Here is a 22,433-nt window from a genome sequence, read left to right as displayed (position 1 = left end):
TGTCAATACGAAAATTGAAAAAATTAAATAAAATCTTAGTTGATTTAGAAGCAATTGCATTATAATGGTGCTTCGATTTTACCCGGGATGTCCATATTTGCAGCTGTTTCCATTTTATCTTTTGGAAAAATAAACGCCCATGGGACACTTGTTTTTGCGGGAATCTCTAATCTTGGAATTGTAAATACATTGCTGGCAATTGTTTGGTTATGCTGGTTAAAGGTCAGGGTTTTATTTTCAAATTTAATCGTTTCATCGGTCCCATTTTGGACAAGGACACTGATTAATAGATCCCCAAGATAATTGGTCGCGTTCCATAGAGGGATGTAAGTAACTTCATCTGTTACCTGTCTCTTTGTTTCTTCAAAAACTTTTATAATCTTTTCTCTATCCTTGTCAGGAAGCGCCTGCTCCCACTTTTCTTCAAACTGGAGTTCCTGCATCGTTAACACCTCATTATTCGGTCATATTCGGGGCGAATTTCAGACTATATAGACAGTTTATATTTTTTATGACAAAACAACAAACGATAAGAATACAGACTTTGCTAACAAACCTACTCTCATTGGATGGCATAGCAGCGTTCTAATATTCAATGACAAATGTAACTATTCAAAGGACATGAAAATTATCATACTTAAAACATAATAAAAGAAAGGATGTAAAATATGACGATTGCTTCTATGCGAAATGTTGTAAAACGATACGGGTCAAATGTTGTGCTGGACTATATAGACCTGAATATACAAGAAGGGGAAATTATTGGTTTGCTTGGTCCAAACGGGGCAGGCAAAACGACATTAATTCAGACATTGATTGGAATGACGCCTTTTGAGCGCGGAGAGGTTAGTATATTCGGTCAATCCAAAAATCCCTTCTCCAATCAGAATAAAGGAAAAATAGGGCTTGTTACTCAAGAGATCACAATATTTGAAGAGTTGACGGCAAAGGAAAACTTACAATTCTTTGCAGGTGTCTATGGTCTAAAAGGAGAAGATAAGAAGATTCGAGTGGAAGAAGCATTGCGATTTGTCGGTTTGGGAGATAAATCCAAACAGACACCGGCCAAATTTTCCGGTGGTATGAAGCGAAGATTAAATATTGCGTGTGCATTGACACACAGGCCAACGTTTTTAATTATGGATGAACCAACTGTCGGTATTGATCCACAATCAAGAAATTATATTTTAGAAGCGGTGAGAAAGTTAAGGGAGAATGGTACGACAATATTATATACCACCCACTATATGGAGGAGGTTCAAGCAATTGCTTCCAGAGTGGTGATTATGGATCAGGGGCAGATTATAAAAGAAGGCACAGTAGATGAATTGATTCAAACGATTCAACACGAAGAAAAAGTAAAAATCGATGTGACCAATTCTGACAGCGTTCCAGTAAACCGCCTGGAAAAAATCACCGGAGTGAAAAAGGTTATGGTATCAGGAAGTCAGATAACTGTAATTTCTGCCTTTAATTCTGGTAATCTAGATCGAATCATCTCACTTGTGAAGGAGCACGCTGGAGTAATTGGAATCCAATCAGATAAGCCAGATTTAGAGGATGTTTTTCTGACGTTAACTGGGAAGCAGCTTAGGGATCAGGGGGGAGAATAATGAGGGTTCTTTCAACGATCAAATTTACGGCATTAAGAATGCTCAGAAACTATATTGTTTTAATCCTGCTGCTTGTAGTGCCCATTATTCTACTTTCCGTTTTTTCTTTCATTCTTTCAGGTGCTGAAACAGACGCAGGAGAACCTTATATAAATGAAAATGCAATTACGATGGTGCTTGTCTTTCAGTTATTTGGTGGTTCGGTTGTAATGAATTATATTTATATTGATTTCTTTACGGAAAACAAAAAAAGAATTTATTCTTTGCCCTTTAATCAAACCATGTATGCTTTTTCCATTATGATGTGTGGGATCATATTTTCCATTTTACTGGGTATTATTCTCATGGCCTTTTCGCAATTTGTTTTGGGGGTCACCTGGGGAAACTGGCTATGGGCGATTTATATCATTTCCCTAATGGCGATTTTATCCAGTGTTGTTTGCTTGATCTTCACATTCTCCGTGAAAAACTTTAAGGTTGCAGAACGGTTAAGTGAAGTGTATGGGGTTGGTTTTGTTGTTTTGGCGGGGTTATTTTTCCCGATGCCGGAAACCGCAGTTTTTGACTTTGTCAATACTTATGTAAATCCACTAACTTTATCGATAGAAGCGATTTATGAGATGAAGAACGCTAACGTGGCAGAAGCGTGGTTTCCAGCTAATATTCTCCTGATTGCGACGGTCATTCTCTTTATTCTAATGCTTGTTATGGGAAGGAGGAAAATAATATGACAATTTTTCATTTTGCTTTAAAAAGAAGCTTCAGTAACAAAACAAATATTGCTTTCCTCATGCTTTTTCCCGTCGCGTGTATTTTTTTCCCTGAAGGAGAATATTGGCCATTTCTTCCTTATGGTTACCAGTATTTTGGAATATTGCTTTTATTTGTCGGTATCCGTTTAGCAACCATTATGCTTGAGGATCGTTCAAAAGGAGTAGTTAAACGGTTGGCGGTAGCACCGGTTACCCATTTTCAATATTTAAGTCAAAACCTTTTAGCTTATGTTTTCATTTTAATACTTCAATGTATTATTGTTGTTTATGGTGGCGTGCTTTTTGGGCATGAACTTTATCAACCAGGCTGGCTATTACTTTTATATGTTTCTTTCAGCTTTACTTCATTAGCTATTGCGTTAGCATGGATTTCCATTTATCGTAATAAGGATACATCATTTCTAATTTATATGTCACTTATCATCTTGGTTGTTTTAGTGAGCGGCATCATTGTTCCATTGGAAATGTTTCCTGATCTGTTAAAGCGGATTGCTGTTATATTTCCTACGTACTGGCTTGTCGAAGGGCTTGATTGGATCGTTTTTGGAGAAAGTGTTTCTGAATTTCTGCTAATTAATGGCGTATTATGGCTATATACAATCGTTTTTATGATCATTGGCAGTGTAAGAAAAATTAACTAGCGTTTACTAGATAGATTAGGGTGAATGTAATGAAAGAACCGATGTTATATATAAATGTATGGCGTTTTCTGAATATCGTTTTGCTTATTCATTTATGGGTAATTGCGGATTCCACCATCCATACATTCGTCCTGATCCTTCTACTGTTAATGATGGTGAGTTTACGCTGGCGTTTTTCTTTGCCTGTCTGGACGGTTTTGTTTGATCTATTCTTTTGCTTTTTATATTTTCCTTATTCCGATATTAGTTACTTTGGACTGGCGCTGCCGCTATTCGAGCTTGTATTAAAAGGGAAATGGCTGCTATCTGTTTTGCTTTTTCTGGGTGTGTTTTTCTTATCCACATCATCAAACCTTATTTATTGGTATTTTCTCCAGGCCTACTTTTTTGGAGCCTTTTCGTACTTCATGTTAAAGAATCAGCAGAAGTTTAGGCTGGAAACGGATGAACAACGAAAATCCAGGTATGAGCTGGAGCAGATGAAAGCAGATTTATTGGAAGCTAATAAAAATGCATCACATCATGCAGAACTGATGGAAAGATACCGGATATCCAGAGAGCTTCACGATCATTTAGGGCATGATTTGACTGGTGCAGTGCTAGCACTACAAGCCCATGCGTATGTCCAGGATACAAAAGAAGCGGAGAAACTTCTCGAGGAAGTCAAACAGCGATTGGAGCGCAGTACGAAAGATTTAAGAGAGACCGTTCATAATATGACTCCAACTACATTGATTGGTGTTGAAAGCCTGGAATACATTGTGCAAAATTTTCAACTGATGGAGATCCAGTTTCAAAAATCAGGTAATATGTTACTGGTACCGGCTCATATATGGGGACTGTTAGAGTCCTGTTTAAAAGAGGGTTTAACCAATGTTGCCAGACACAGCAATGCTACAAAAGTTGGGGTAGATCTGCAGGTAACAGAATCTATTGTACGTCTGTTCATTCAGGATAATGGGACAACGGTAAAGAGTCATCAGGCAGGTGGCGGTTTAAGAAGCTTGCAAATACGGGCCAGGTCTTTAGGTGGAAGCTTATCCACCGGCAGGAAAAATGGTTTTTTCCTTGTTTGCGTAATTCCTTTAGATAAGGAGGTAACAGATGAAACTACTAATCGTGGATGATGATCCACTGGTTTGCCGGAGCTTGGAGCTATTGCTTGGCAAAGAAAAGGATTTCGATGTAATCGGTGTAGCGGGCAATGGTCAGGAAGCAATCGATTTTTGCCACAATCATCCGGATGTTATTTTAATGGATATTCAAATGCCGGTAATGGATGGGATTGAAAGTACAAAGCGAATAAAAGAACAGTGGCCAACTACTCAAATTCTCATGTTAACTACATTTCAGGATGAGAAAAATATTAGGCTGGCATTAAAAGCTGGGGCAGAGGGGTATTTATTAAAATCGTCATCCATTGAAAATATGGCCCAGCAAATAAGGGCATTAAAAGCAGGGTCAACGGTTTTGGATGCAGATGTATTAAAAACAATTATGGAACCAGACAACGAATTATTGAAAGGTTTAACAGAACGAGAAGCCGATATTGTTGATCTAATAGCACAAGGGCTTTCGAATAAAGAAATAGCTGAACAGCTCTTCCTAAGTGTCGGAACTATTAGAAATATGCTATCTGTTATTTTAGATAAACTGGAAATCCGTGATCGGACACAACTGGCCATTTATTATTGGAAGAGAAGGAGAGACTGAACCAAAAAGCAGGCAGGGTGTAACTTATGCCTTCAAAAAGAGTAATCAAAAGTCAACTATAGCAATGGATGGTGGGCTTATCTAATTACACCAAGGTTCACCTGCATTTTCGGTCGGGGAGTTAAGTTAATTTGTATGCTCCGGATAGATAGAAAATCCCTTAAGTTCCCTGACTACACTGGAAACAGGCAAGCCAACGACATTGTAGTAATCCCCAATAATTTGTTTCACAAACATAGCTCCAATACTTTGAATTCCATAGGCACCCGCTTTATCGTACGGTTCATTCGTGGATACATACCAATCAATTTCTTCTTCTGTTAAAGGCCAAAATTCTACCTTTGTTTGTTCAACAAATACACGTTCATTATCGGATGAGCGTATCATTACACCGGTAAATACCTCATGCACGGCCCCACTTAACTTCTTGATCATTTGATAAGCATCTTCTTTGTTCTCAGGTTTTTCGTAAATATGTTGATTGTAAGAAACGATGGTATCCGCAGATAAAATCACTTCATCCTCCTGTTCAATGGGAACATTCCTGCCTTTCAGTAAGGCTAGTTGTTTTACCTTTTCCAGTGGATCATTTGTATTGATCAGTGATTCATCGGTTTGTGGTTTTCGAATGGTAAAAGGAATTTTTACCTGACTTAAGAGCTCCTGTCTTCGTGGTGATGATGACGCTAAGATAAGTTTTTTTGTCATATGTTTCCCTCCATATCTATGAACCCTCACAAAGGTGCAACTATTACGTGACTTAAATCAAGAGCAACAAGTCTTTTTGGTGGGACGAGTAATCGCAGTCCCAAGTCTTTTTGATGGGACGAGTAATCGCAGTCCCAAGTCTTCTTGGTGGGACGAGTAATCGCAGTCCCGAACCCAAACTTTATTTTTGTCTGACCAGCTGAATCCAAGTTTACCATATTATCCATTCACTGCTGAAATAAATCGCTGGAAGGCAGCCAATCCAGCGTCTGTTTGTTTGAATACGCCGGCATCTTCCAAAACTCTTGCAAATTTTTTTCCGAGTTCCTTTTCAACAATTTCATCCACTTCAGCAGGGTTATTGACTACACCATATTTATCCTTCAATGTTGCCGCCCATTCCTGGTGGTATTCTGCTACTTCACTTGACTGATCCAGTAAAAATTTCTTCAGTTCTCTAAGCTCATTCTCCAACCTTGCCGGAAGTACAGCGAGCCCCAGTACTTCGATTAGACCGATGTTTTCCTTTTTGATATGGTGGACATCGGCATGTGGATGGAAAATCCCCATCGGATGTTCCTCGGTGGTACGGTTATTCCGTAGCACCAGATCCAGTTCATATCGTTCACCACATCTGCGCGCAATCGGAGTGATCGTATTATGCGGTGTGCCCCCTGTAAATGCAAGGATGTCCGCTTTTTCATCAGAATATTTCTTCCATACGGCTAAAATATGATCGCCAGCGTCTGCCAACAGCTTTGGGTTATCTCCTTGCAGGCGGATCACAGATAACGGCCATTTCAACGTAGATGCTGACACCTCTGGATATCCTTTCAGTTCAAAATCATGTACATGCTCCGCATTTTTCATGGCAAATTCATAATGGCCTGCCTGATAGTGATCATGACTTAAAATAGAGCCTCCAACAATTGGCAAATCAGCATTCGAACCGATAAAGTAATGCGGGAATTTTTCCGTGAAAGTAAGCAAACGTTCAAACGCAGCCTTGTCAATTTTCATGTCACGATGTTCTTCTGCTAGTAAAATACTGTGTTCGTTGTAATACACATACGGTGAGTATTGCAGATACCAGTTTTCACCAAGCAGTGGCACGTTGATCACCCGATGATTGGCACGTGCCGGGTGTCCAGTCCGTCCATTATATCCTTCGTTCTCTACACAGAGTAGGCATTTTGGGTAGTTCACTGCCTGCTTCGTTTCCCGTTCCCGTCGAATTTGTTCAGGATCCTTTTCCGGTTTTGACAAATTAATTGTAATATCAAGAGATCCGTAGGCACTGCCTGCCTGAAAATGGATATTTTTACGGATTCGATTCATCTGAATATAATTACTGTTTTTGCTTAGATCATAAAAATAATCGGTTGCAGCCTCAGGTGATTGCTTGTATTTTTCGTCAAAAGTTCCCTGCACGACAGAGGGTCTTGCGACAAAGCAGTTCATTATATTTGCAGACAATATTTCTTTGTCGTCCAAAACATCTTCAATCACATGCTCAGTCACAGCCCAATCAATAATTGCTTCCATAAGATCGGGAATCGATCCATCGACTTGTTGGTGCAACCCTGCTGGAAAAGAAATTAAACCAAGCTGGGCCATTATCTGATTCCGTACATAAATGCGGTCGTTCTCCTTAATAAGCTCTGCATCTATTGCTTTTTCTATTAAACTTGAGATAGTTGCATAAATCATGACTTCACATCCGTTTCATAGCCGTTTGGATAGGTGGAATGCCATCTCCAGGCATCTTCCATAATTTTTGCGATAGAGGTACGCTGAGGATTCCAGCCAAGGATTTTTTTCGCTTTTTCCGAGCTTGCGACAAGGGTACTTGGATCACCTGCACGACGCGGTCCGCTAACTGCCGGAATTTCCTTACCAGTCACCGCTCGTGCTGCATCAATCATTTCTTTGACGGAAAAGCCCTGACTGCTGCCAAGATTGAAAGTTTCGCTCGCTCCGCCATTTTTTAAATAATCCACAGCGAGCAGGTGAGCACCGATTAAATCATCAACATGAACATAATCCCGGACGCACGTGCCATCCGCTGTGTCATAATCTTCTCCGAAAATGGTAATATGCTCGCGTTGTCCGAGTGCTGCCTGTAAAATAATCGGCACAAGATGGGTCTCCGGGCGGTGGTCTTCGCCAATTACCGCAGATTCCCTTGCGCCTGCGACATTAAAATAGCGCAAGGAAACATAGGTGATTCCATGTGCTGCAGCCGTCCATTTCATCAGCTTTTCCATCGTCAGCTTTGTTTCTCCATAAGCATTCGTCGGCCTTGTCGGCATTGTTTCCGTGATTGGCACCCTTTCCGGCTCGCCATAGGTTGCAGCGGTGGAAGAAAATACGATATGCTTCACGTCATGTTCTACCATTGCCTTCAACAGTATCTGCGTTCCATAGACGTTGTTGTCAAAATACTTGAGCGGTTTTTCCATGGACTCGCCAACAAGGGAATTTGCAGCAAAATGGATGACCGCCTCAATGGTTTCTTTTTTAAAGACATCATGTAAAAAGTCAATCGATCGGATGTCTCCTTGATAGAAAGTGGATTCTGGATGAACGGCTTGAAGATGTCCTGTTTCCAGGTTATCGACAACAACAACATCATGTCCCTGTTCCTTTAATTGATAAACGGCATGGGAGCCAATATAGCCTGCTCCTCCCAATACTAAAATGCTCATAAAAAGCTCCTTTCTTTCTAAGAGATTGTCTATTTGTTAAGCTGTTTCGCACCATCGGCAATCGCTGCAGGGTAAAATGTGGCATCATAGCCAACTATACGCCGGTATATGGTATTCACTTTTTCAGGGAATTCTGCTTGCTTCTCTTTTTCCACTATTGCTATCGCACATCCACCAAATCCTGCACCCGTCATCCGCGCACCAACAACACCTTCCTGCTGCCAGACGGCTTCGACTAGTGTATCAAGCTCCTTTCCAGTCACCTCATAATCTTCTTTCAGTGACTGGTGGGAGGCGTTCATCAACCGCCCGAATTCATTCAGGTTTCCCTGCTGCAGCTGTTCAAGCGCTTCTAATGTACGGCTGTTTTCCGTCACTGCATGGCGCGCGCGCTTCCGGTTCACTTCATCATTAATCAGATGTTTGTGCTCCTCAAACTGTTCATTGGTTAGGGTGCCAAGACTTTTGATATCAAGCTTTGTCTGCAAGTCTGCAAGTGCTGCTTCACACTGCTCGCGGCGTTCATTGTATTTCGAACCTGCTAGTGTCCGCTGCTTGTTTGTATTGATAATGATAATGACATGTTCTTCGAGCTTTATCGGGGCATAGCGGTGATTTAGTGTTTGGCAGTTCAACAGTATCGCATGATCTTTTTTCCCCATACCAATAGCAAACTGATCCATTATCCCACTGTTTACACCAATATAGTTATTTTCCACCTGCTGGCCAAGCTGAATCAACGCAATTCGGTCAATGGTAAGTCCGAAAAGTTCTTCAAGTAAAACACCTGTCACCATTTCAATGGATGCAGAAGACGAGAGGCCCGCGCCATTCGGGATATTTCCATAGAATAAGATATCCATTCCGGTATCAATCACATGCCCCTGTTCCTGCAGCAGCTTGATTACACCTTTCGGATAGTTCGCCCAGTCATGCTTATCATCATAATCCAGGTTGTTAAGATCGCATTCTATTATACCTTTCTCGGAAAAATTAAGTGAATAAAACCGCAGCCGCTGGTCATCCCGCTTCCTTGCTACGGCATAGGTCCCAAACGAAATAGCAGCAGGGAAGACATGTCCGCCATTATAGTCTGTATGCTCCCCGATTAGATTAATTCTCCCAGGGGCAAAGAAACACGCAGGCGTTTCTATTGTTTGGAAAGTAGATTGGAAGTTGCTGATAAGATTTGTGTTGGTCATAAATGAACCCCTCTCTAAAAAACAATACGATTAAAGTAAACAATCTATACTTAATTAATTAATTTAATTAATTTGATGATACTATGAATTTCAGGTAATTTCAATAAGAATCGGTGAGGAAATAATTTTTCTATAACTCTTCTATAACGCTTTTTAAAACAGTTAGAAATCTAAGGTATTATAATTCATCTTATCAGCAGCTGAGATATGGGAGGGTCTTTGAATATTTGTAGAATGTACCCATGGTTTGCTGAGTTTTGAAAAAGTAGATTGACTGTTGTCATACTGAATGATAGGATATTAAAAGTTAATTAATTTAATTAAGTTTAAGAAAAGGAGTACATATCACACAAGGAAGTAGAATTGCTATTTTACAAAGAAACAAATTCAGTATGTATTTTGTAAGCGGATTAATAGAATGACAGATTCGTATACAAATCAGAAAGGCATAAGAAAAGGGGTATTCATCAATGACATTTATAACAATAGCATCATTTGTATTTTTTACAGCATTAGTTGCAATTATCTCCTATGTTAAAACCCGCAAGGAAGATCTTACCACTTCTGATGGCTACTTTCTTGGTGGACGCAGCTTAACAGGCTGGGTTATCGGCGGTTCGTTAATGCTTACCAACCTGTCGACAGAACAGCTAGTTGGATTAAACGCGGAAGGCTATGAATTCAGCATTGCCTCCATGGGTTGGGAAGTTGGTTCTGCTTTAGCACTTGTTTTGGTAGCGTTTTACCTGCTTCCACGCTATTTAAAAGGCGGGATCAGAACCATTCCGGATTTCTTGGAAGAACGATTCGATCCTGGTGTGAAACTTTTTGTAACCATTCTGTTTTTATTTGGTTATGTTCTTAACCTGATGCCACCGATTTTATACACTGGTGCAGTGGCATTACGCGAGATGTTTGATGTCCAGGGGATGTTTGGAGTAGGCGATACGGCTGCATTATGGCTTACCGTTTGGATCATCGGAATTATCGGATCAATCTATGCTATTTTTGGTGGACTAAAAGCAGTTGCTGTTTCCGACACAATAAATGGAATCGGTTTATTAATCGGTGGCCTGCTTATCCCTGTACTGGGACTTGCTTTTTTAGGAGATGGCTCACCAATCGCTGGATTCCAGACAATTATGGAGAATACACCCGAAAAATTAAATGCAGTAGGCAAGGAGAAAGAACCCCTTCCATTTTCTACGATGTTTACCGGTTTGCTTTTGGTGAATTTATTCTACTGGGGAACTGCCCAGCATATTATGCAGCGTGCGATTGCTGCGAAAAACTTAAAAGAAGGCCAAAAGGGTTTATTGATTGCAGCATTTCTAAAAATACTTGGACCAGCTATTTTGATTTTACCTGGAATTATCGCATTTAATTTACTTGGCGATGATCTGGATCCTATCAACGCCTATAGTGCACTTGTCAACCATGTGCTGCCATTGCCGCTAGTCGGCTTCTTTGCTGCAGTGTTGTTTGGAGCAATTTTGTCATCCTTTAACTCAGGTTTAAACTCAACTGTCACCCTGTTCATGTTGAATGTTTACAAGCCATATGTAAAACCGAAAATTTCTGACCATGTACTTATACGTCATGGTAAAGTATTTGGTACAATAATCGCCATTTTCGCAATGTGTATGGCGCCATTGATTGATTTGATGCCACAAGGGTTTTTCCAATATTTCCAAATGGTGAACGGTTTCTATAATGTTCCAATATTTACCATTCTAATTATCGGTTATTTGACAAAACGTGTACCGGCCATTGCCGCAAAAATTGCGCTTGGACTGTTTATTACAGTTTATGCGATTACCCAGCTGTTCTGGGATACTGGTGTGCACTACTTGCATATCCTGGCCATTTTATTTGTTATATGTTCCGTATTGATGCTGATTATCGGCAAATTCAAACCGCGTGACACGGCTTTCACTCTGGAAGATAAAAAAGCGGTTGACTTAACACCATGGAAGCTTCTCTACCCAGTCGGCTTCGCTGCAATTGCCGTAATGGTTATCATATATGTTATCTTCTCAAGTGCTGGTATTGCACAATAGTAGAAAGAAGGGAAAGGAATTTGCCTGGTGGGGTAAATTCCTTTTCTGGGCAGATAGGAAAGTATAAAACGTTCCTATCTGCATAAGTGCGGACTTTGGCATTCGCTCAAAGGCTTGGCGTTGAGATGAGAGAGTTCCATCCGAGCTGAAACAGATGACCCACTTCGTCCTTCTACGCTATAATAGATAAGATTATGTGTGAAAACAGCGTAGGAGATGACATAGATGGATCACATTTTAAAAAAGAAATGGGTTGTGGCCAGCATCGCCATTTTTTGTTCAATATTATGGGGGAGTGCTTTTCCTGTTTTAAAAATCAGCTATGAGGAGTTGCAGATGGCACCGGATGACACGATTGCCAAAGTGGTATTTGCCGGGTGGCGCTTCTTGCTGGCTGGAGTGATTTTACTTGTTGGTTTGTTTTTTGTTAATAAAAAACAGTTAATGGTAACTCCTCGTCAGCTTATGTTTCTGATGTTGTTTGGCCTTATACAGACAGCATTGCAATATTACTTTTTTTATAATGGCCTTGCAAAGGTCTCAGGCATGCAGGGTGCGATTCTCGTATCAAGCGGAACTTTTTTTGTGGTCATTTTGGCACATTTTTTCTACCGTAATGATCGCTTGAATTGGAAAAAGGCAATTGGCCTGATAGCTGGTTTCGGTGGTGTGATTGTCGCCAACTGGGGACAGGAACTCCAGCTGAGCTTTCAATTTACAGGTGAAGGATACATGATCCTGGCAGCTTTAACGAGCGCGATTGGTACAATCATGGCAAAAGAATTGGCTGTAGGGATTCATCCATTTGCCTTGACGGGTTGGCAATTAACGATTGGAGCCGGAATGTTGCTAGTGGTCGGGATACCCCGTATGAGTGAGGATGCGATCACATTTACACCTTTTGGTTGGGCTTTATTCATTTATTCAGCTCTGCTTTCAGCTGCCGCGTTCGCTTTATGGTATTCCATTTTGAAATATAACAAAGCCGGCGAAATAAGTATGTTTAAATTTATCACCCCGGTCTCAGGAGCAATTTTATCAGCAATGTTTATACCTGGTGAAAAGTTGAATTTATTTATTGTAGGTGCGCTGACACTGGTAGCGGTAGGAATTATAGCTGTTAATTATAAAGGACGGGCAAGCAGAAGACGACCCAAATCTACAACTAATAATTCGGAGAAAATGACATGATTGGGCGGTGGAACTAGAGAAGTTACCCACTCAATCACCCCACATTATGATGAACATGACGGCTATGAGGGCAATACCCTCCTCTTTCCAAATCTGTCTTCTTCTGTGCTATGATGGAAAATATGGAGGGTTTGAGGATGATTTATATTGGTTTAACAGGATGGGGAGACCATTATTCTCTATATCCGCCTCAGGTGAAATCAACAGATAAGCTATCCGAATACAGCAGTCATTTTCCGGTTGTGGAAGTAGATGCATCGTTTTATGCGGTGCAGCCTTATCGAAATGCTTCCAAATGGGTCAGTGAAACACCTGAGAATTTCCGCTTTGTTGTAAAGGCATATCAGGGGATGACGGGCCATCAGCGCGGTGATATCCCCTTTGAAACAAAACCAGAGATGTTTCAGGCATTCAAGGAATCTTTAAAGCCTTATCAGGATGCGGGGAAGCTGGCAATGGTTCTCTTTCAATTTCCACCATGGTTTGATTGTAGCAAAGAGAATGTAAATTATTTAAGGTACTGCAGGAAAATGATGGAGGATATTCCGGTTGCTTTGGAATTTAGAAACCAGTCCTGGTTCAACACCAGGTATCGGGGAGATACACTTTCTTTTATGCAACAGGAAGGCTGGATTCATTCTATTGCCGATGAGCCACAGGCAGGGGATGGGTCTATTCCTATCGTTTCCAAGGCTACGCATCCAGATATGACACTTATTCGTTTGCACGGAAGGAATTTTCATGGATGGAATAAACCAAATAGCGCTGACACTAATTGGCGGGAAGTCCGCTATCTGTATAAATACAATCAAGCAGAATTATTAGAGTGGAAAAAGAGAATCCAGGAGCTGTCAAAGGATACAAAAGATATCATTGTTTTATTTAATAATAATTCCGGTGGAGACGCGGCCGGCAATGCAAAGGAATTTCAATCAATGCTGGGTATTGAGTATGAGGGGCTTTCTTCAAAGCAGATGGAGTTATTTTAGCCTAGTTCTGCCAGAGTCATAAAATCATAGTAAAGGCGACCTTAAATTCAATAACGAATTTTTGTCGCCTTTTTTGGCAAACGAAAGTTTATGAAGAAAGCTGCATATATATAATTCAGATTCAATAACTTTTTTAGCAGTTAAAACAATCTTATTGCATCAGCTCAGATCAAGGCTTTATCGCCATAAAGACTTGAAGGAAAATCAGGTTTTCTAATTTCCCCTAAAAAATAATTATTTAAATACTGAAACTTTTGCCGGGGGAAATTCGGTATGAAATACGCAAACTTATAAAGGAGTGAATGTTAAATATGTTTCAAAACGCAATATTATTAATTATTCTCGGCGTTGTTGGTGCTATTGTTCTTATTGGGGGAATAGCGATGCTTATTATGTTCAGGCTCCGTTATAAAACCGCCAGTTCTAATGAAGCACTTATTGTTACCGGTCCAAAGCTTGGGGATCCAAAGGAAGAGAAGAATGTGTTCGAGGATGACAATGGACGTTCCGTTAAAATTATCCGTGGTGGTGGTTATCGCCTCCGGATGTTCCAGACCTCTACACCTATCGATTTGACATCTTTTCAGCTACAAGTCGATTCCGATAAGGCGTATACGAAGGAAGGTATCCCTGTCCGTGTTGTTAGTACAGCTGTCATCAGTATCGGAAGTGAGTTAGAGATTATGGCAAACTTTGCAGAAAAGTTTCTTGGGAAAGAACAGGATGAACGGGAATCCGAATTAAAGGATGTATTAAATGGACATCTTCGTGCGATAATTGCTTCCTTATCGATTGAAAAAATTTATAACGATTTTAAAGAAGTTAATACGCAAGTGAAAAAAATTGCGGAAGCCGATCTTAAGGGAATGGGTTTTGAAATTACATCTTTCGCTTTAAATGATGTTGAGGATGTAGATATGGAGAATGGTTATATTGATGCTTTAGGCCGCCCTCACATTGCAGAAGTACAAAAACTGGCGAACCAAGCAGAATCCGATGCGCAAAAGGAAACACGTATTTATCAAGCGCAGAATGATCAGGAAGCGCAGGATGAAGAGAACCGCCGTCTTACAGCAGTAGCACAATCCAAAAATGAAAAAGATATTAAAGAAGCTGAATTCCAGAAAGAAACGAACCGTGCACGGGCTAATGCAGAACAGGCGGGTGAGCTTGAAACACAAAGGCTAGCCCAGCAAGTGAAAGATGAAGAGTTGAAAGTTCAATATATTGAAAAACAACGTGCGGTAGAGCTGGAAGAAGAAGAAAATAAACGCCGACGCTCCATCGCCGATGCCCAGGCCTATGAAACAACGAAAAAGGCTGAGGCAGAAGCAGAAAAAGAGAGAATTAAAGGGGAATCAGAAGCAGAGGTTATACGCCAACGTGGTATTGCCGAAGCTGAGTCTAAAGAACGTATGGCAAGAGCAATGGAACAATACGGTGAAGCTGCAATCATAGAGATGCTTATCAATGTCCTACCTGAATACGCCGAGAAAGTATCTGCTCCTATATCTCAAATTAAGGATATGAAGGTCATTGATATGGGGGGATCTGGTTCCATGGGAGGAACTTCAAAAGTAGCTAATAGTGTTACTTCTACGATGCTGGGTATTCAGGAATCATTGAAGGAAGCTACTGGTATGGACTTGAAAGCCATGTTGGAAAGTTATGTATCTCGTGGAACTATCAATAACTTTGATTCTGATTATATGAATCATTATCAGGAGTCATCGGCAACTAAAGAATCACCATCAACGGAAGAAGATGCAATAACGGAATCGATGGACGAAGATACACATTCAACGAGAGAATAAATGTGAGTTCGCTCCATGGATAACAACTAGAATCCCGTTCTAAAAAAATAAACTACTAAACAAAGAAAAATAAATGCACGGTTCAGTTGGAATACAAGAAGATTCCTAGAAAATGCATATGTAAAAAAGGTACCATCCCATTTGATAGGATGGTACCTTTTTTGCCGAGTGACAGCACATGTATTTACTGGGTGAAAGTACCGAATGCAGCCGAACAGCTGTCAAATCATAGAAAAATAATCTTGCAGATATTCCGCACTTATTCCGTAAAAGTGGGGCGCTTTTTCTGTCATTTATTGTGAATCTTTCCATTTTTAGTTTCCTGCAGCGTAGATAATTGGAAAGGTTAGGGTTCAAAGGAAAAGGGAATAAATGTACATAGGCTTTTTAAACGAAAGCTATGCTAAAGATGCATCATTTAAGCTCTAACATGAATAGAAAAAGAGGTGAACATTTTGAGGCAGGCTGCTTATATTGTAATAGGAACCTTGCTTTGCGCACTTTCAACAACTTTATTAGCTATGCCCAATCAAATAGCTGATGGAGGTATACTGGGTATATCTTTGCTTTTATATTATGCGTTTGAATTTTCTCCAGGTATTATTACGTTTATCATTTTTATATTGTTACTGGGAGTCAGCTTTAAATATCTCCCGAAACATATAGTGTATAAGACGATTATTAATGTTCCGCTTTTATCTTTGTTTGTATATTTAACCGAAAACCTTGGGCAGCCACTTGAAGATCCCTTAGTCGCAGCAATATTTGCGGGACTTGTAATGGGTGTTGGCTTTGGTTTGATTATACAAGCAGGGAGTTCGATTGGAGGAACATCAATTATTGCACGAATTCTTCATGAGCGGTTTGAATTAAATATCGTTTTAACCACATTTATTGGTGATGCGCTTATCGTTTTGGCAGGGATCTTTGTTATTGGGCCACTTTATACCTTGTATACAATCATCTCATTATTTGTTGGAAAAGTGGCAAGTGATTACGTTCTTGGTGGGTTTGATGCAAAGAAAGCCGTCAATATTATATCGCCTAAAAGTCTCGAAATTTCTAAGCAAATAACCAATGAGATGGCCTCAAGTGTTACCGTTTTTAATGGTAGTGGTGGATATATGGAACAAGATCAAAAAATTATCTATGTTATTGTACAATCTCAAAGACTTCTTTATTTAAAAAAACTAATCAGAGAAATTGATCCAAATGCTTTTGTTGTCGTTAATAACGTTAAAGATGTGTCGGGAGGAACTTTCTTTGCTACTCCTATTGCAGACCAGATTGCTGAGCATGCAGAATCTGAAGAAGCGGGGCAGACAGCTAGGGAGTAAGACCAAGCGCTAAGGCGATTTCTGTAATCATTTGGATAACCGAATTAGTGTTCACGTGGTCTAGTGAGGTAGACATAAGTAAAGAAGACTTAGTATTTCATGATATAGATAAAAAGGCTGGCCATTGGGTCAGCTTTTTTTAGCAATTAGGAAACAAGCATGCTTCCACCGTCTATAATGAAAACAGCAAACTTAACTATAAGAATGTCTCCTATACGCTTGGGACTGCGGTTACTCGTCCCACCAAAAGATCTGGGACTGCGGTTACTCGTCCCACCAAAAGATCTGGGACTGCGGTTACTCGTCCCACCAAGAGATCTGGGATTGCGATTACTCATCCCACCAAAAGAGCCAATCAGAAAAGATATAAAAGACGAAGTAACTTGAAATTATGGTTGGTGCTTTTTAACCGCAGCGGAAATCAACCCAGCAGTTACCTTGTCTTTTATATCAACTGGACGCTAAAGAGCAACAATACTTACGACTAGTTTCATTCAAGAAAGTATGTGCCGCCAGTGGTACGCTGTTAAATAATAGACTTGTTTCAATATCAGCGATAAAATAACATAAGAAGGAATACATGAGATCCACATATCTACTTAAAATAGGAGCAAAACTATGAAGGAATACTACTTTGATAAACTGTTGAACATACATACCAGAGGAGAGCAGAAAGGCTTTCCAGATTCAATCCATCATTACCCGTATGAACCGACGCCTTATAAGGCGCTTGAGGTCCTGTATAAAAACTACGAATTAAAATCCGGTGATCAGTTGGTTGATTTTGGGTGTGGTAAAGGTCGATTAACCTTTTTTATCGATTATTATTACCAGGCAACTGTGAAAGGGGTGGAAATGAATGAGAGCTTCTACCAGAAAGCGTTAAAAAACCGTAATCGGTATGCAAAGAAAAAAAGTCCCGATGACATCCATTTTTATTGCTGTCTGGCAGAAGAGTACCAGATTGATGCATCAGACAACTGCTTTTATTTTTTTAATCCATTTTCCGTCCAGATTTTTATGAAGACTATCAATAATATACTGGTTTCAATGGAGCGAGCAGCAAGAGAAATTGAATTAATTTTATATTATGCTTCAGAGGATTACATTCATTATTTAGAAAATGATACCGCTTTTGAATTGAAGAAGGAAATAATCATACCGGGGTCATATGAATGGAATCCGGACGAAAGGTTTCTTATTTATAAATTAATCTATTAGCCGATTTATATGAAAAGAACTAAAGCTCAGGTCGTGCCTTGACCCTCCCGACTTCAATCTTGGGGGTAAAACCAGGAAGAGAAGTGGGGAAGCAACTGCAAGTATTTTTTTCGTTTTATCCGTCTACGTTTGAAAAACTATGAAGTCATGTTTTTTTCATAGTATGGCGCTTGCTTCGTAAAGAACTGTTGCAATGCCCAGCTTTTCTCTTTTGCTTCTGTATATCCCTGTATATATAATTGGTCCAGCTTTTCACTGCTTTTTTCAATTCTGCTTACTTTTAACGGTTCTTCGGGTTGTATGAGAAACACTTCCCCACGTTTTTCCATTTCCAACAGCGTTTTTATGGTCCTGTTGTACAGGATATGCCGATCTTTTAATAATTTCGCAAATTCCGGATGCTTTTTAAATACCCGTTTATAGAGCCAATTTAATTTAGTAGCCTTTTTTATATATCCTCTATTTCTTGAAAGGATTACAACATGTCTTCGGTATCCACGATCAATGGATGGTTTAATCGGAATAGCTTCACCAATCCCACCATCCATTAAGTTATTTCCTTTATAAGAAATACTTGGTGCAAGTATAGGTAACGAGCAGGAGGCACGGATAATGCTCAACAAGTCTTCTTTTGACCCGTAGGAATCATGGTAAACGGTACTTCCTGTATTTAAATCTGTTGTTCCAATAATAAATTTGGATGCAGCCTTTGAGAATGATTCATAATCAAAAGGTACTAGCTCATTCGGTATTTTATCAAAAATAAAATCCATACTGAATAATTCCTTTTCGCGGATCATTCGTTCAAATGATATAGATTTATGGTTTTTTCCCATTTCCATTAGTATTTCGTAATTTCTGCCCCGTTGCTTCGCAATATAAGAACTACCGATAATTGCAGCTGAAGAAGCTGATGTGACGAGTGGGAAATCGATTCCTTCATCGTGAAAAAAATCAAGCACGCCGGAGGTATATGCCCCTCTCATTCCACCGCCTTCCAAAATAAGGCCTATGTTATCTTCCAATTCATACACTTCCCTTACTTTATGTAATTATAGTATAGCATTTGTATAGAAAATGTATCAAAATACTGGATTGGGATTGATTCAACAGAATGGACAGATTTATTACAGGAGCTGATGTTTTTATTCTAGTCGAAAATGATACATTTGGTGCCTGGCTGTTTTCTTTTACATATAAATATTTCCCTTTGGAATTACTCCAAAGGGAAACAAACAATACTTTGTATGAAAATTCTGGTTGGCTCGTTTCGTAAATTTTGTTACTCTTTAACGTCGCAGTTGATATAAAAGACGAAGTAACTTGAAATTGTGGTTGGTGCTTTTTAACCGCTGCGGAAATATACTACGCTTTCCGCGGGTGACCCGTGAGCCTCCTCGAACTCCGTTCTGCGGGGTCTCACTCTGGCCACTGTTCTGAGCAGGAGTCTCCGTATATTTCCTTCGCTGATATGTGCATTACAACTTCATTAAGCACTTATGTGATGGTTGATTGGAGCTGCGGACCGTTGACTCCTGCGGGAACAGCACGAGCTGAAGACCCCGCAGAGTGGGTTTCTCGAGGAGGCTAAAGCCGTGCCCGCGGAAAGTAACGGTCCGCAGCGGAAATCAACCCAGCAGTTACTTCGTCTTTTATATATTTTGTGTCAAAAGCAACAAGTCTTTTCGATGTGATGAGTAATCGCGGCCCCAAGCATATGGAGACAGTTTTCTGATTAAATTGCTGTTTTCATTATAGATGGTGGCCGTGTGCTCTTAGCGGCCATGTTGGTTTCTTATCTAAGTTACTTTTTAATTAGCTTTTTAAAATCAGCCCAGTCTGTAATCCTTGGGAGATTTATCATCTCCTGATTATAGGACTGATCCTTGATGAATAGACTTGTCGGCTGATCGGTCAGTGTCTCAAGAACGACAGGTTTATCATCAACATAATAATCAAGTTGCAAATCTTTAATGATATGCACCTTTTCATTATCCTTCATTCCGGAGAAAAACCTGTCATCCCGGATAGGGAATCCCTGCTCTTTCATCCATTTTTTTGTTCTTTCCCCATGCCCTTTTGGTCTTGCGGTAATATAGAATATCTCATGTCCTTGCTCTTTTAGCTCATCAAGCATTTCAATTGCGCCTGGAAATGGAAGACAGGTAGTGTAATAGACTTCTTCCATTGAATCTTTCCACATCTCTTTGCCCTGTTCTTCTGATAAGCCAAAGAGTTCATGGATTTCCACCCGTCTTAATTCTAAAAAATCGTCACGGGAAACATGTTTATTTAACTTCTCTTTATAAATGTTAAATGCATGCTCCCTCAGGTTGATTAACGTATCATCAATATCAAAACCAAATCTCATATTCCATCCCCCCTCAACTTTCATTATAGTGGCTTGGATATCCGGTAAACTTAAAGTCTTTGCCGATTTTAATGATATCTGTATCCGTTAGTTCTACAGCATCTTTCATCTGATCAATTCCTGTACCCTCAAGGAAAGTAGGGGCGTCTTTCCCGCCTGCCAGTTTCGGTGCAAAATAAAGGACGACTTTATCAATCAACTGGTTTTCTAAAAAAGAAGCATTGATATTTCCGCCACCCTCAATAAATACAGAAGATATACCTTTTTCTCCTAAAATCTGGACGACTTCCTTTGGATTGACCGATGTTGAACCACTTGTTTCGATTACGGCTATTCCTGAGTCTTCTAGTGTTTTTCGCTTCTCCCTGTCATATTTCCGGCTTGTAAAGATCCATGTTTCAGCTTGTTTGTCTGTAATGAGTTGATAGTCTAATGGAATTTTTAAAGTGGAATCCAAAACAACGCGGATTGGATTTCGCCCGTTCGGTATTCTGGCAGTCAGCATAGGGTCGTCTTTCATTACGGTATTTATTCCGACAAGGATTGCCATGTTTTCACTTCGTAACTGGTGGACATCAAGTCTGGCTTCTTCCGATGTAACCCACTTGCTGCTGAAGGAATGTGTTGCAACTTTTCCATCTAACGTAATTCCGGCTTTCAGTGTTACAAAGGGCTTCTTTTGCATGATGAATTTATTGAATACTTCATTCATTATACGAGCCTCTTCCTCACGCACACCGACATCCACTTCGATTCCGGCATCTTCCAGTATCTTGACACCAGTGCCTGCAACTAACGGGTTCGGGTCAAGCGTGGCAATAACGGCTTTTTTTATTCCTGCTTCAACGATTGCTTCTGCACATGGACCGGTCCTTCCATGATGTGAGCAAGGCTCAAGCGTCACGTAAATTGTTCCGTTTTTTGCTTTTTCACCGGCCATACGGAGTGCGTGGATTTCAGCATGCGGCTCTCCAGCCTTTAGATGGGTACCTATTCCTACAATTCGATTGTCATTGACGATGACAGAACCTACCAGCGGATTTGGATCAGTCTGGCCTTTCATTGCCTTTGCATTGTTTAAAGCAAGGTCCATATAGAATTCATGATTAGTCATTTGGACAGGTCCCTTCATCTTCTATGTGACCGGATTTATTGATTTTCGTCTGTAAATATTTTTTATTATATTCGGAAATATCACCCCATAAAGGTGTTCTTCCTAAAACGGATAAACCCGCGTTTTTCAATGCTTCAAGTTTTTTCGGATTATTTGTAATAAGTGTTACAGGTTTCGTGCGTAAAGTTTGAAGAACTCGAATGGCGTCATCATAGTTTCTGGCATCATTGACAAAACCTAGACTTTCATTCGCTTCCACTGTGTCATATCCGTTTTCCTGAAGCACATAGGCCATTGCTTTGCTGAACAGCCCAATGCCGCGCCCTTCATGGTTGGCTAAATAAAACAATGCGCCTGTTCCATGCTCTGTAATCTTTTTCATCGACTCTTTCAGTTGAAAGCCGCAGTCACAGCGTTTACTTCCAAAAATGTCACCGGTATGACAGATGGAATGCATACGGATCAGTGCATCATCCGAATTTTCAAAGTCTCCGTATACGAGTACACTGGACTGCTGATATTCTGCCAGGTTTGCAGAGGCTAAGCGATCAATGATTTTTTCGTAATCCTCGGTAACTTCATCATAATTTAGCCAACAGTACCATTGGAATACAATAGTTTCTCCATATAGATTGACCGGGAGCTGAATTGGCCCCACTAAATATATCGCACTGTCATTATTTTTGATTAATTGAATTTTATCTTTTAAAACGGAAAAAACTTTAGATTCAAGGTTGATACCCATTGTACTGTCTCCTTTCACTTCACCTTAGTATAATGAAAAAGTCGTATATCATCAATTTATTTTTCTCAAAGTGATGCCTTCTATTCTATAGTTATTCAAAAGAGAATGTGTGAAAAATGCGAAAGAGAGGAATGAGGGTATAAAAGTCCATCAACAAATCTCCATTCAATCTTTTTGGAGTGCAGGGTTTCTCTGAATGTCATTTAATTGTCAATCGGAAGCATCTTTTACCA

General features: G+C 40.0%; 21 protein-coding genes. 12 read left to right on the top strand and 9 right to left on the bottom strand.

Annotation, left to right across the window (positions count from 1 at the left end; genetic code table 11):
• Nucleotides 1–59: 59 nt before the first annotated feature.
• The gene (locus tag ACZ427_RS16065) at nucleotides 60–443 is read right to left on the bottom strand and encodes an SLAP domain-containing protein (RefSeq protein WP_461176726.1); all 384 of its coding nucleotides are present in this window, start codon (nucleotides 441–443) and stop codon (nucleotides 60–62) included.
• A 225-nt stretch (nucleotides 444–668) separates the two neighbouring features.
• Between ACZ427_RS16065 and ACZ427_RS16060 the strand changes: the two genes are divergently transcribed.
• Genes ACZ427_RS16060 through ACZ427_RS16040 form a run of 5 tightly spaced genes read left to right on the top strand, consistent with a single transcriptional unit; the run spans nucleotide 669 to nucleotide 4,740 of the window.
• A complete protein-coding gene (locus tag ACZ427_RS16060; RefSeq protein WP_461176727.1) occupies nucleotides 669–1,613 on the top strand; it encodes an ABC transporter ATP-binding protein in 945 nt (314 codons plus the stop codon).
• Nucleotides 1,613–2,344, top strand: a complete 732-nt coding sequence (locus ACZ427_RS16055) for an ABC transporter permease (protein ID WP_461176728.1) — start codon at nucleotides 1,613–1,615, stop codon at nucleotides 2,342–2,344. Before ACZ427_RS16060 ends, ACZ427_RS16055 begins: the two co-directional genes overlap by 1 nt.
• Nucleotides 2,341–3,027 carry an ABC transporter permease gene (locus ACZ427_RS16050; protein ID WP_461176729.1) on the top strand — a complete coding sequence of 229 codons (687 nt, stop codon included), beginning with the start codon at nucleotides 2,341–2,343 and terminating at the stop codon, nucleotides 3,025–3,027. Before ACZ427_RS16055 ends, ACZ427_RS16050 begins: the two co-directional genes overlap by 4 nt.
• A gap of 29 nt (nucleotides 3,028–3,056) precedes the next feature.
• The gene (locus ACZ427_RS16045; RefSeq protein WP_461176730.1) at nucleotides 3,057–4,154 is read left to right on the top strand and encodes a sensor histidine kinase; all 1,098 of its coding nucleotides are present in this window, start codon (nucleotides 3,057–3,059) and stop codon (nucleotides 4,152–4,154) included.
• Nucleotides 4,132–4,740: a response regulator gene (locus tag ACZ427_RS16040; RefSeq protein WP_461176731.1), complete on the top strand. Its 609-nt coding sequence runs from the start codon at nucleotides 4,132–4,134 to the stop codon at nucleotides 4,738–4,740. The genes ACZ427_RS16045 and ACZ427_RS16040 overlap by 23 nt, the downstream gene beginning before the upstream one ends.
• Before the next feature lie 126 nt (nucleotides 4,741–4,866).
• Here ACZ427_RS16040 and ACZ427_RS16035 read toward each other — a convergent pair whose 3' ends face one another.
• The 4 genes from ACZ427_RS16035 to ACZ427_RS16020 form a co-directional block, all read right to left on the bottom strand.
• Nucleotides 4,867–5,448, bottom strand: coding sequence for a Maf family protein (locus tag ACZ427_RS16035; RefSeq protein WP_461176732.1), 582 nt, complete (start codon nucleotides 5,446–5,448; stop codon nucleotides 4,867–4,869).
• A gap of 219 nt (nucleotides 5,449–5,667) precedes the next feature.
• Nucleotides 5,668–7,158: a UDP-glucose--hexose-1-phosphate uridylyltransferase gene (galT, locus tag ACZ427_RS16030; RefSeq protein ID WP_461176733.1), complete on the bottom strand. Its 1,491-nt coding sequence runs from the start codon at nucleotides 7,156–7,158 to the stop codon at nucleotides 5,668–5,670.
• Nucleotides 7,155–8,156, bottom strand: a complete 1,002-nt coding sequence (galE, locus tag ACZ427_RS16025) for a UDP-glucose 4-epimerase GalE (protein ID WP_461176734.1) — start codon at nucleotides 8,154–8,156, stop codon at nucleotides 7,155–7,157. The genes galT and galE overlap by 4 nt, the downstream gene beginning before the upstream one ends.
• A gap of 29 nt (nucleotides 8,157–8,185) precedes the next feature.
• The gene (locus ACZ427_RS16020) at nucleotides 8,186–9,358 is read right to left on the bottom strand and encodes a galactokinase (RefSeq protein ID WP_461176735.1); all 1,173 of its coding nucleotides are present in this window, start codon (nucleotides 9,356–9,358) and stop codon (nucleotides 8,186–8,188) included.
• Nucleotides 9,359–9,828: 470 nt separating this feature from the next.
• Between ACZ427_RS16020 and ACZ427_RS16015 the strand changes: the two genes are divergently transcribed.
• The 7 genes from ACZ427_RS16015 (at nucleotide 9,829) to ACZ427_RS15985 (ending at nucleotide 17,970) form a co-directional block, all read left to right on the top strand.
• Nucleotides 9,829–11,418 (top strand): solute:sodium symporter family transporter, encoded by a 1,590-nt coding sequence (locus ACZ427_RS16015; protein ID WP_461176736.1) that lies wholly within the window; start codon nucleotides 9,829–9,831, stop codon nucleotides 11,416–11,418.
• 225 nt (nucleotides 11,419–11,643) lie between these two features.
• Complete coding sequence (locus ACZ427_RS16010) at nucleotides 11,644–12,609, top strand: DMT family transporter (RefSeq protein ID WP_461176737.1); 966 nt, start codon at nucleotides 11,644–11,646, stop codon at nucleotides 12,607–12,609.
• A 137-nt stretch (nucleotides 12,610–12,746) separates the two neighbouring features.
• Nucleotides 12,747–13,598 carry a DUF72 domain-containing protein gene (locus ACZ427_RS16005; RefSeq protein WP_461176738.1) on the top strand — a complete coding sequence of 284 codons (852 nt, stop codon included), beginning with the start codon at nucleotides 12,747–12,749 and terminating at the stop codon, nucleotides 13,596–13,598.
• A 311-nt stretch (nucleotides 13,599–13,909) separates the two neighbouring features.
• Nucleotides 13,910–15,412, top strand: a complete 1,503-nt coding sequence (locus ACZ427_RS16000) for a flotillin family protein (RefSeq protein WP_461176739.1) — start codon at nucleotides 13,910–13,912, stop codon at nucleotides 15,410–15,412.
• Between the two features lie 455 nt (nucleotides 15,413–15,867).
• Nucleotides 15,868–16,749: a YitT family protein gene (locus ACZ427_RS15995; protein WP_464883463.1), complete on the top strand. Its 882-nt coding sequence runs from the start codon at nucleotides 15,868–15,870 to the stop codon at nucleotides 16,747–16,749.
• 177 nt (nucleotides 16,750–16,926) lie between these two features.
• Nucleotides 16,927–17,136: a hypothetical protein gene (locus ACZ427_RS15990; RefSeq protein ID WP_461176741.1), complete on the top strand. Its 210-nt coding sequence runs from the start codon at nucleotides 16,927–16,929 to the stop codon at nucleotides 17,134–17,136.
• Between the two features lie 231 nt (nucleotides 17,137–17,367).
• Nucleotides 17,368–17,970, top strand: coding sequence for a methyltransferase (locus tag ACZ427_RS15985; protein WP_461176742.1), 603 nt, complete (start codon nucleotides 17,368–17,370; stop codon nucleotides 17,968–17,970).
• A gap of 137 nt (nucleotides 17,971–18,107) precedes the next feature.
• Here the strand turns inward: ACZ427_RS15985 and ACZ427_RS15980 are convergent, their stop codons facing one another.
• From ACZ427_RS15980 to ACZ427_RS15965, 4 genes are all read right to left on the bottom strand, one after another.
• Entirely contained in the window at nucleotides 18,108–19,004 is an 897-nt protein-coding gene (locus tag ACZ427_RS15980) for a patatin-like phospholipase family protein (RefSeq protein WP_464883462.1), read from the bottom strand.
• A 770-nt stretch (nucleotides 19,005–19,774) separates the two neighbouring features.
• Nucleotides 19,775–20,341, bottom strand: a complete 567-nt coding sequence (locus tag ACZ427_RS15975; RefSeq protein ID WP_461176744.1) for a 5' nucleotidase, NT5C type — start codon at nucleotides 20,339–20,341, stop codon at nucleotides 19,775–19,777.
• Nucleotides 20,342–20,354: 13 nt separating this feature from the next.
• Complete coding sequence (ribD, locus tag ACZ427_RS15970) at nucleotides 20,355–21,455, bottom strand: bifunctional diaminohydroxyphosphoribosylaminopyrimidine deaminase/5-amino-6-(5-phosphoribosylamino)uracil reductase RibD (RefSeq protein WP_461176745.1); 1,101 nt, start codon at nucleotides 21,453–21,455, stop codon at nucleotides 20,355–20,357.
• Nucleotides 21,448–22,200: a GTP cyclohydrolase II gene (locus tag ACZ427_RS15965; protein WP_461176746.1), complete on the bottom strand. Its 753-nt coding sequence runs from the start codon at nucleotides 22,198–22,200 to the stop codon at nucleotides 21,448–21,450. Before ACZ427_RS15965 ends, ribD begins: the two co-directional genes overlap by 8 nt.
• Between the last annotated feature and the right edge of the window lie 233 nt (nucleotides 22,201–22,433).

The organism is Virgibacillus ainsalahensis (assembly GCF_055380755.1).
This window is presented reverse-complemented; position numbering and strand designations above follow the sequence as displayed.